A 10,077-nucleotide genomic window follows, 5' to 3' on the forward strand; every position below is an offset into this window, starting at 1 on the left:
ACGGAAGGGCGGGGAAGTGACGGACACTGTTCCCGAGGAACCGCTCGGCAAGCATGTCCTGGAACTGCAGATCGCCGACGTCGTCGCCGAGACCGACGACGCGCGGTCGCTGGTGTTCACGGTGCCCGAAGGAACCGGGATACCGGCGGAGCGGCTGCGCTACGCCCCTGGCCAGTTTTTGACGCTGCGCGTCCCCAGCGATCGGACCGGATCGGTCGCCCGCTGCTACTCGCTGTGCAGCTCGCCGTTCACCGACGACGCGCTGACGGTCACCGTCAAACGGGACAAGGACGGGTACGCGTCGAACTGGTTGTGCGACCACGCCCATCCCGGCATGCGGATTCACGTGCTGGCGCCGTCGGGCACCTTCGTGCCCAAGACGCTCGACGACGATTTCCTGCTCCTGGCCGCCGGCAGCGGGATCACGCCGGTGATGTCGATCTGCAAATCGGCACTCTCGCAGGGCAGCGGGCAGGTGGTATTGCTCTACGCCAACCGCGATGAACACTCGGTGATCTTCGGTGACGCGCTGCGCGAACTCGCGGCCAAATACCCCGACCGGCTGACCGTGATGCACTGGCTGGAGTCACTGCAAGGATTGCCATCCGCGACTTCGCTGGCCCAACTGACCGCCCCGTTCACCGACCGGCAGGCGTTCATCTGCGGGCCCGGGCCGTTCATGGCCGCCGCGCGAGAAGCCCTCGAAAATCTGAAAGTGCCTGCGCAGCAAGTACATATCGAGGTGTTCCGGTCGCTTGACACGGATCCGTTCGCCGCGGTGAAGATCGAGGACACGGGCGACGAGCCGCCGGCCACCGCTGTGGTCGAGCTGGACGGGCAGACCCACACCGTGTCGTGGCCGCGCGGGGCCAAGCTGCTCGACGTGCTGCTGGATGCCGGCCTCGAAGCGCCGTTCTCCTGTCGCGAGGGCCACTGCGGCGCCTGCGCCACCACCCTGCGTTGCGGCAAAGTGAGCATGGAGGTCAACGACGTCTTGGAGCAGCAGGACCTCGATGAGGGGCTGATCCTGGCCTGCCAGGCTCACCCGGAGACCGATTCGGTCGAAGTTACCTACGACGAATAACCACGAGCGTTAGGTTCTGCTGATGAGCAAGCAGCTGGTGACGGCACTAGCAGGCGTCGGTCTGATGCTGGCGTTGGCACCGCCCGCGGTATCGCCGGCCGCGAGCAACAACGCCACGACGTTGATGCCCCTGCCCGACGACACCCAGCTGGAGACGTATGCCCGGCTCGACTGCCATCACGCGAACGGCAGCTGCGACTTCACCGTTGGAGCCGACCGGAAGACGGGCGACGGGGTGACCGGATTCCCCAACGACCTGTGGTCGCGGCAGAGTACGACGATCCGGCCCACCGACCGGCTGGCCTACCTGGACGTGCACGCCACCGCCCAATACGACCGGGTCAACAAAGACGGTGGCTCCGACGAAGTCACCACGATCTACATGGGTGAAGGCCCTCCGGAGAAGTATCAAACCGTCGGCCGGATCGATTCGACAGACTGGCGGACCGGGCAACCGCGTCTTGACGTCAACATCATCGCCTGTACGCACATCCAGGTGGTCTACAGCGGGGTCAACATCACCTCACCGAGCACCTGCGCGCAGGCCAACTTCTCCTGATCAGGAAAGCTTCTGCGACAACACCTTTGCGAAAGTGTGGGTATCACCCGGCCAGCGCGCCGACACGTAGTCACCGTCGTCGACGACGAATGCCGGCCGCGAATCGGTGGCGGTGTCCCGCGCGAGCCCGGAGCTCTTCATCCGCCAATGCGGTGAGCCCCGCTCGACATCGCAGAAGTCCGTCGGGTTTTTCAGCGCACGGGTGACTTCCGACTGCACGGACATGTAGCCGGTGGCCTGACCGGGGTCCTCGGTGTAGGTGCGGTAGTAGTTGGAGTCCCAGAAGCGGGTGAACCGGGTGATACGCCAGGCGGTTCGCTCCAGCGCCCACGTCAACGCCGTGGTCCGGCGGCCATAGAGCACGGAGTGACCGGTCGTCGGATCCACGCTGCGCGCGGCCAGCAGAACACCGTGACAGATCGCGGCCACGTTCAGCCCGCGGTCGAAGGCGTCGACGACAAGGCGTTGCAGCGTCTCGCTGTCGATATAGGAGCGCATTCCGCGGGCACGGTGGCCGCCGGGTAATAGCAATGCATCGACGCCGTCGAGCGTGGCTGTAGTCCAACCGGACGGATGCTGATACTCGGTGGATTGCAGCATCTCCCGGTACGCGCAGCGGGCGTCCTTGTTGGCCCGCAGCATCCGCCCGACGACGGTGATGGCACCTAATACCGGTATCGCCGACCAGAAGTCGAGGCCGCGGCCGGTGACCATGATGTCATCGGCCGCCCCGGGCCTACCGCTTTCGGTGGCGAAGACAATGCGGTGGCCGTCGGCGCGCAGCACCTGCCAACTCACCGCGACTTCGGTGGGGTCGAAGTCGCGATCGGGAATCGGGATCAGCACAGTACCCATCTATGGACATTGAGCCTAAGCCCCAGCGATCTTGATATCGGCCCCTTTGGCAACGGCACGCGCTTTTCGGCCAAACGCCACCGCTGAAACTAGGCCGTCGAATCTCTTGAGGGCGAGCCATCAAAGATGTAAAACAGTGTTGAAAGTGACGGCAAGCGGCGCGAGATATTCCGCAAAAGGGGTATCACATGGAGGGATGGCAGCAGACAACATACGGTTTTGCCGGGGAGGATTCGAGCTCATCCAACGGCGAGGTCGAACGGACGTTGGCGGCCGCCGGCCCGCAGAGGGCGGGCTGGTTCCGTTACTTTTTCGATGATGATCGCTGGGAATGGTCACCCCAGGTGCAACGAATGCATGGGTATCTGCCTGGTGGGGTGACACCAACAACCGAAATCGTGTTGGCCCACAAACATCCTGATGACTATCGGCAGATCGCCGACACGCTGGCACTAATTCGGCAGACGCGTCAAGCGTTCAGCAGCCGCCATCGCATCGTCGATGTCGCAGGCCACGTTCATCATGTTGTCGTCGTTGGCAATCAACTCCTCGACGAGCGAAACGTCGTCGTCGGCACCCACGGCTTCTATATCGATGTCACACCGACCGAGCAGGCACACCAGGACCAAATCAGCGCGGGTGTCGAGCGCGTCAGCGAACACCGTGCAGTCATCGAGCAGGCAAAAGGCATGCTGATGATGATCTACCAGATCAGCGCGGACGCCGCATTTGACCTACTCAAGTGGCGATCTCAGGAAACCAACGCCAAGCTTCGACCGCTCGCCAAGCAGATCGCCGCGGACTTCGTCGCCCTCAACCACACCGGGACGATGCCAGAGAGGTCGGCGTACGACAAAATGCTGCTCACAGCCCATTTGCGCATCGACGAGCATGCTTGAGTTGAAACGCCGCGTTTGAGCACACAGCGGGTGTCGACGACGGCCAGTCTGGCGCTGACTGCTTAACACCACAGTTGCACCAACGGTCATCTGGCAACGGAACGCGGGCGCAACCGGCCCTAAATTCCGTCACTGGATTCCAGGCTACGCCCCATGCGGCGAAGATCGAAAGGGCATACGGCCGTTAAGATCCGACAGCACAACTCCCGTGCGCTATACCTGCCGCCTTTTTCTCGACCTGATGACACGTTTGCAGATGGTGGTGCAATCGCGGAGCAGACGGTACGGTCTGTCTTTGGTTGACTCTCCAGCCATCGGGAAACGCTCCGGGCGGCGATCTGACTTCCCCACCGGGTTGCGATGAACTACAACGTAAGCCGCAGACGTATCGCGCTGCTCCTGACGGGGCCGGTTTCGACAGAACGGCACCTACGCCCTAGCTCCGCCTTTGTCCTCAGGCATTGTCCGGTCATCTCGTCGTCTTCCCAACGGTTCTCGTGGGCGCGAGACACACCGTCAGTCGCCCAGCGGCGAACAGGCCGAGCGATCGCGCTGGCGCAAGAGGGATTTCATGAGCACTTTTACCGAGACGATGTTCATCAACGCCCGATGGAGTCTGAAGGGCATGGTCACTGGCGAGCCCGATGCACCAATACGGCACACCTGGGTGGAGGTTCACCAGCGAGCCCGTCACGTTGCCGGCGGCTTAGCCGCGGCAGGAGTCGGGCACGGCGATGCTGTCGCCGTACTGGCTGGGGCTCCAGTTGAGATCGCGCCCGCCGCTCAAGGCATCTGGATGCGCGGTGCCAGTCTCACGATGTTGCATCAGCCGACCCCACGAACCGACCTGCAACGTTGGGCCGAGGAGACCGCCGCCGTCATCAAAATGATCGAGGCGAGAGCGGTTTTGGTCTCGGAGCCGTTCATGTCTGCGGTTCCTCTGCTGGCACAGTCGGGCATGAATGTGCTGACCATTGAGCAGTTGCTCGACGGTCGCGCGATCGACCCAGTGAACACCGACGACCACGACGTCGCGTTTCTGCAGTTGACGTCGGGGTCCACGGGGGCTCCGAAGGCGGTCCGGATTACCCACGCGAACTTCGTCGCCAATGCCGAGGCAATGTTCACCGGTGCGAATGTGGACATTGACACCGATGTGATCGTCAGCTGGCTTCCTTGTTTCCACGACATGGGCATGACGGGCTATCTGACGGTTCCGATGTACTACGGTGTCGAGCTCGTCAAGATTACCCCGATAGATTTTCTGCGAGATGTATTGCTGTGGGCCAAGCTAATTGACAAGTACAAGGGCACCATGACGGCCGCGCCTAACTTCGCCTACAACCTGTTAGCCAAGCGGCTGCGTCGGCAGGCGACACCGGGCCAGTTCGATCTGTCGTCGCTACGGTGGGCGCTCTCGGGTGCGGAGCAGGTGGACCCTCCCGATGTGGAGGGTTTGTGCTCCGCCGGCGCACCGTTCGGGTTGAGGCCGGAGGCGATCGTTCCCGCATACGGGATGGCGGAGACGACGGTGGCGGTCTCGTTCACCGAGTGCGGCGAGGGCATGGTCATCGACGAAGTGGACGCCGACCTGCTGGCGGTACTGCATCGGGCAATCCCGGCGACCAAAGGCCGCACGCGTCGGTTGGCCTGCGTTGGCCGGCCACTGCAGGGAATGGAGGCGCGGATCGTCGACGAGGACAGCAGCGTGCTCTCGGCTCGCAGCGTGGGCGTTATCCAAGTGCGCGGCGAATCGGTGACTGAGGGATACGCCACCGTCGCAGGTCTGGTTGCGGCGCAAGATGATCAGGGTTGGTACGACACCGGCGACCTGGGGTATCTGACCGAGACTGGCAACATCGTGGTCTGTGGCCGGGTAAAGGACGTCATCATCATGGGCGGCCGCAAGATCTACCCCACCGACATCGAGCGCGCTGGTGCCCGGGTGGCAGGGGTCTGGCGTGGTTGTGCTGTGGCGGTGCGGTTGGACGCCGAACTGTCGCGCGAGAGCTTCGCCGTGGCGGTCGAGTCGAAGGCTTGGCAGCAGCCGGACGAAGTCCGCCGCATCGAACGTGAAGTAGCACACGAGGTGTTCTCCGAGGTCGATGTGCGGCCTCGCAATGTTGTAGTCCTAGCGCCCGGGACGATCCCCAAGACACCGTCGGGAAAGCTGCGGCGCGCACACGCGCTCGCGTTGGTTAACTGATCGGCTTGCGGCCGAACGGCCTAAAATGGTCGTACCGATGTCCGACTACGATGCCCAACCTGGTCGCGAGCCACCCCAGCGCCCTCTATCACGGGCGCAGCTCGAAGCGGACGAGGTTGATCTTCATGCGGGGCTGCGCGGCGTGGCCGGGATCGTGGCCGACGCGCGTCAGGTAAGCGAGATCCTCCAAGATGTGGCCGAGTTCGCGTCGCAGGCCATCCCGGGCGTGGACGGAGTGGGCGTTACTTTGATCAAGTCGAACGAGCCCAGACCGCGGGTCCAAACCTGGGCGGTGACTGCGGCGTTCGTCGAAGAGATCGACGCCGCCCAATACGAGGATCTCGATGAGGGGCCCTGTCTAACCAGCATGCAGTCGCAGAGGCCGGCGGTCAGCGGATCACTCGGAAGCGACCCCCGTTGGCCGCACTTCGGCGGGCGGGTGGCCCGGATGGGGGTGCACTCCGTGCTGGCCTTACCGCTGGTGGTGGACAACCGGGTCATCGGTGCCATCAACTCGTATGCATATGGTCGCGACGCGTTCGCAGATCATGCGGTGCAGCTCGGATCGCAGTTCGCAAGACCGGCCGCGGTGTCGGTGTACCACGCACTGCTATTGGATAGTGCGCGGGAGCGGACGGAGCGGCTCCAGCGGGCATTGGTGAGTCGGGCCGTGATCGATCAGGCGATCGGGATCATCCGCGCTCGATCGGGGGTTGACGCCTCAGACGCCTTCGACCGCCTCGCACACATGAGCCAAAAGGAAAACGTCAAGCTCAACCTCCTCGCAGAGCGGCTAGTGGAGGAGGCTGTGCGACGGGCCCGGGCGCGGCGAGGTTAGCCTGCGAGTTCCGATAATGCGGCAAGAAGCGCCGGGCGGGATTCGCGGTCTGTCATCAACCGCCCAGCCACGTCCGTGAGATGTTCCTTCCGACTTCGGGCATAGTCACGCAGAAGGGAAAAAGCTTCTTCCACTTCGACATCGAGTCGTTCACGGAGAAAGCCCTTGGCCTGTTCGATGGTGACACGGCTGGCAAGTGCGGCTCTCAGCCGCGGCAGCACAGTCGAGGGCGTAGGCGAATGCTCCTGAACAAGCGCGACGCACGCGATATGTGTAAGAGTTTGCGCGACAAGCAGATCGGCGTCGCTGAGCACTCCCGGGCGGGTGCCGAACAGACTGAGCGCACCAAGGACCGCGCCAGCCGCGCGCATTGGAACGGCATGCACCGATGCGAAGCCGGCGTCGCGCGCCGTCCTCGCGAACTGAGGCCATCGACCGGTTTCGGCCCGCACGTCGGCGACGGAAACCGATTGGCCAGTGGCATAGCAGTCCACGCAGGGGCCTTCGTCGGCCTGAAGCTGGAACAGTTCGACGTCGCGGGCTTGTTCGGAGGTAGCGGCCAGAAGGCGAAGCTGACCGAGTGGGTCCGCGAGGAGAAAACCAGCAGCTTCAACGTCGAGAAGGTCTGCGCACCGTTCCGTGAGCTGGGTGAGCAGGTCAACAACGTCGAAGTCATCGAGCAGGCTGTCGACCAGGCTAACCACGGCGGCAAGGACGCGGGTTTCACGGGGCGTATTAGTCACATTGCCCTCCTCGGCGATTTAATCAGGTTCGAGCTCGAGTCGGCGGTCAAGAATGTCGCGGGCGACGTCGGTAGCACTGCGGCCGGTGGCATAGGCGTGCGCGCGAAGTCGTACCAGGGCCTCGGCCGGGTCGATCTCGAGCTGGGCCACGAGCATGCCAGTGGCCTGACTGACCTCAGCGCGCAAGAGCGCGTTGAGTTCGGCCCAGGCATTGCTGGTCGGGTCCGCGACCGCGGCTTGGAAGTCGCCGTCGAGGAGGTCCAGAAGCGGAATGGAGGCAATTTCGGCGGCGGCGGCGGCGCCGGTCAAATTCTCGTCGGCGAGATAGCCAGGTTGGCGGCGAAAAAGGTCAAGAGCTCCAACGTATTCGCCGGCAACGACCACAGGCACGGCGTACACAGAGCGGATTTGGTGGGCGAGCATGGCGGGACCGAAAGCGGGCCACCGGAGGTCATCAGAGTCGGCGAGGTCGACCACCAGAACCGGCGCCCGTTGATTGATCGAATCGAGGCACGGGCCTTCTCCCAGAGTGAACTGGAGCTCGTCGAGCATGCGGCCGGTTACGTCGCTCGAGCCGAGGGTTCCGGCCGTCGCCCCGTCGAAGATGAGGGAGATGGCGGCGGCATCGACGTCGAAGAGCACGACACAGGCCGCGCAAAGGCTGTCGGCGGCTTTGCCCCCCCGGCGGCCATCGATGGCGGCGAGCAGTTGCTGGTGGATTGCCACCACTAACCGAACAAGTTGGGAGTTAGCTCGACATAGTGCGTCATTGGAGACGTTCCTGTCTTCAGCCGGAGAGGCCGAATTATTCCGAGTCGGCGACGAGATGCCCTAGGTACGGTCATGTTCGAGATGCCGCCGACAGTTTGACCCTACTCCGATCGCACCCGTAGGGGGGCTAGACGCCGTGTTCTCAGAAACCGCTGTCGACGGCGTCGGAGAAGCTGCGGAACATCGTGCGAGCCAACGTCATCCCATTTGACGCAACCGCTCACCGCCGTCAGCGCGGCAGGCCCAGCAGCCGCTCGGCGGCCACCGTAAGCAGGATCTGCTCGGTGCCGCCGGCGATGGTCAGACAGCGGGTGTTGAGGAAATCGTGCACGATCTTGTCCTCGACGACGCCCGCCCCTTCGGCCAGATCCATCCGGTATTCGGCCAGCGCCTGGCGGTAACGCACCCCGATCAGTTTGCGCACGCTGGACTCCGCCCCTGGGTCCTGCCCGCCCACAGCGAGCTGCGCGATGCGCTGGTCGAGCAGTGAGCCGACCTGCGCGGTGATGATCAATCGTGCCAGCTGATCCTGTTGTGCGACATCAAGATTGACCTTCGCCGCCGCGGCGAGCAGCTGTTCCATCGGGTTACCCAACGCGGTGCCCTGCGCCATCGCGATCCGCTCGTTGGCCAGCGTGGTGCGGGCCAGCCGCCAACCGTCGTTCACTGTGCCGACAACCATCTCGTCGGGGACGAACACACCGTCGAGAAAGACCTCGTTGAACAATGCGTCGCCGGTGATTTCGCGCAGCGGCCGGATCAAGATTCCCGGCGAGCTCATGTCGATCAGAAAGTACGTGATCCCTTTGTGTTTCGGCGCATCTGGATCGGTACGACCAAGGCAGACACCCCACTGCGCCTTGTGCGCCGACGACGTCCACACCTTCTGGCCGGTCAGTTCCCAGCCCCCGTCGACGCGCACCGCTTTGGTACGCAACGATGCCAGATCCGAGCCGGCTCCCGGCTCGGAAAACAGCTGGCACCAGAAGATTTCGCCGCGCAAGGTAGCCGGAACGAACCGCTCGATCTGCTCGGGCGTGCCATGTTCGAGGATGGTCGGTGCCGCCCACCAGCCGATCACCAGGTCGGGGCGCGGCACACCCGCCGACGACATTTCCTGATCGATCAGCAGCTGCTCGGCCGGTCCGGCGCCGCGGCCGTACGGCGCCGGCCAGTGCGGCGCCAACAGCCCGGCTTCTGCCAAACCAGCTTGGCGCTTCTCCGCCGGCAGGGCGGCGATACCGGCGATCGCTTCGGCGATCTGTGGTCGCAGGTCGGCGACTTCGCTCAGGTCGATGGACAGCCGACGGCGCTCACCAGCCTGGGTCAGTTCGGCGGTGCGACGCAGCCAGCGGGCCGGCCCGCCGAGGAACTGCCCGATCCCGTAGGCCCGCCGCAGGTACAGGTGCGCGTCGTGCTCCCAGGTGATGCCGATGCCGCCGAGCACCTGGATGCAGTCCTTGACGTTGGCCTTCACCGCATCGATAGCGATGCCGGCGGCAATGGCCGCGGCGATGGCCAACTGGCTGTCGTCGTCGTCGCTCGCGGCGCGGGCAGCGTCGGCGGCCGCGACGGCCACCTGCTCAGCGCGGCACAGCATCTCGGCGCACAGGTGCTTGATCGCCTGGAAGCTGCCGATCGGCTTGCCGAACTGCTCGCGCACCTTCGCGTAGGCGACGGCGGTATCCAGCGCCCATCTGGCGATGCCGGCTGCTTCGGCGGACAGCACCGTCACGGCCAGGTTTTCCAACCGGTCCGCAGCAGCATCCAGCACAGTGGCCGCGGCCGACGTCAGCTCCACCCGCGCCAACGGCCGGGAGAAGTCAGTGGCACCCAGCGGCTCGACCGCCACACCGTCATTGAGGGCAGCGTCGATGAGCAGCCACTTTCCGTCGGCCGGCACGATCAGCAGGCCGTCGGCGACGGCGCCCAGCGCCCACGACACCGTGCCCGAGGCTCGCGACGTGGCGTCATCGAACTCGACGTCAGCGTCGAGGGCCACCCCGGCAGTGCGTTCGCCCGATGCCAGCGCGCCGCGCAGCTGCGGATCGGCGACCACCAGCGTGGCCAGCGCCGTCGTCGCGACCGGGCCGGGCACCAGGGCTTTGGCGGCCTCTTCGAC

General features: G+C 64.4%; 9 protein-coding genes. 5 read left to right on the forward strand and 4 right to left on the reverse strand.

From position 1 onward, the window contains the following. Positions 1-16 precede the first annotated feature (16 nt). Together WB785_RS18495 and WB785_RS18500 are read left to right on the forward strand one after the other, a co-directional pair. On the forward strand, positions 17-1,084 hold the full coding sequence (locus WB785_RS18495; RefSeq protein WP_424080749.1) for a 2Fe-2S iron-sulfur cluster-binding protein: 1,068 nt from the start codon (positions 17-19) through the stop codon (positions 1,082-1,084). A gap of 22 nt (positions 1,085-1,106) precedes the next feature. Beyond that, the gene (locus WB785_RS18500; protein WP_424080750.1) at positions 1,107-1,643 is read left to right on the forward strand and encodes a hypothetical protein; all 537 of its coding nucleotides are present in this window, start codon (positions 1,107-1,109) and stop codon (positions 1,641-1,643) included. On the opposite strand, the gene WB785_RS18505 is transcribed toward WB785_RS18500, so the two are convergent. After that, positions 1,644-2,498: a type 1 glutamine amidotransferase domain-containing protein gene (locus WB785_RS18505; RefSeq protein ID WP_424080751.1), complete on the reverse strand. Its 855-nt coding sequence runs from the start codon at positions 2,496-2,498 to the stop codon at positions 1,644-1,646. It lies immediately after the preceding gene. Positions 2,499-2,686: 188 nt separating this feature from the next. Here WB785_RS18505 and WB785_RS18510 point away from each other — a divergent pair, with 188 nt between their 5' ends. From WB785_RS18510 to WB785_RS18520, 3 genes are all read left to right on the forward strand, one after another. Continuing rightward, positions 2,687-3,397, forward strand: coding sequence for an ANTAR domain-containing protein (locus WB785_RS18510; RefSeq protein WP_424080752.1), 711 nt, complete (start codon positions 2,687-2,689; stop codon positions 3,395-3,397). Positions 3,398-3,968: 571 nt separating this feature from the next. Then, complete coding sequence (locus WB785_RS18515; RefSeq protein ID WP_424080753.1) at positions 3,969-5,603, forward strand: fatty acyl-AMP ligase; 1,635 nt, start codon at positions 3,969-3,971, stop codon at positions 5,601-5,603. Positions 5,604-5,640: 37 nt separating this feature from the next. Beyond that, the gene (locus WB785_RS18520; protein ID WP_424080754.1) at positions 5,641-6,441 is read left to right on the forward strand and encodes a GAF and ANTAR domain-containing protein; all 801 of its coding nucleotides are present in this window, start codon (positions 5,641-5,643) and stop codon (positions 6,439-6,441) included. On the opposite strand, the gene WB785_RS18525 is transcribed toward WB785_RS18520, so the two are convergent. From WB785_RS18525 to WB785_RS18535, 3 genes are all read right to left on the reverse strand, one after another. Next, the gene (locus WB785_RS18525; RefSeq protein ID WP_424080755.1) at positions 6,438-7,184 is read right to left on the reverse strand and encodes a GAF and ANTAR domain-containing protein; all 747 of its coding nucleotides are present in this window, start codon (positions 7,182-7,184) and stop codon (positions 6,438-6,440) included. The two genes, WB785_RS18520 and WB785_RS18525, sit on opposite strands and share 4 nt — an antisense overlap. 18 nt (positions 7,185-7,202) lie before the next feature. After that, positions 7,203-7,910 (reverse strand): GAF and ANTAR domain-containing protein, encoded by a 708-nt coding sequence (locus tag WB785_RS18530; protein WP_424080757.1) that lies wholly within the window; start codon positions 7,908-7,910, stop codon positions 7,203-7,205. Between the two features lie 274 nt (positions 7,911-8,184). Continuing rightward, positions 8,185-10,077, reverse strand: a 1,893-nt coding sequence (locus WB785_RS18535; RefSeq protein ID WP_424080756.1) for an acyl-CoA dehydrogenase family protein, incomplete at its 5' end; no start/stop codon positions are given.

The organism is Mycobacterium sp. (assembly GCF_049585075.1).
Taxonomy (GTDB): Bacteria; Actinomycetota; Actinomycetes; order Mycobacteriales; family Mycobacteriaceae; genus Mycobacterium.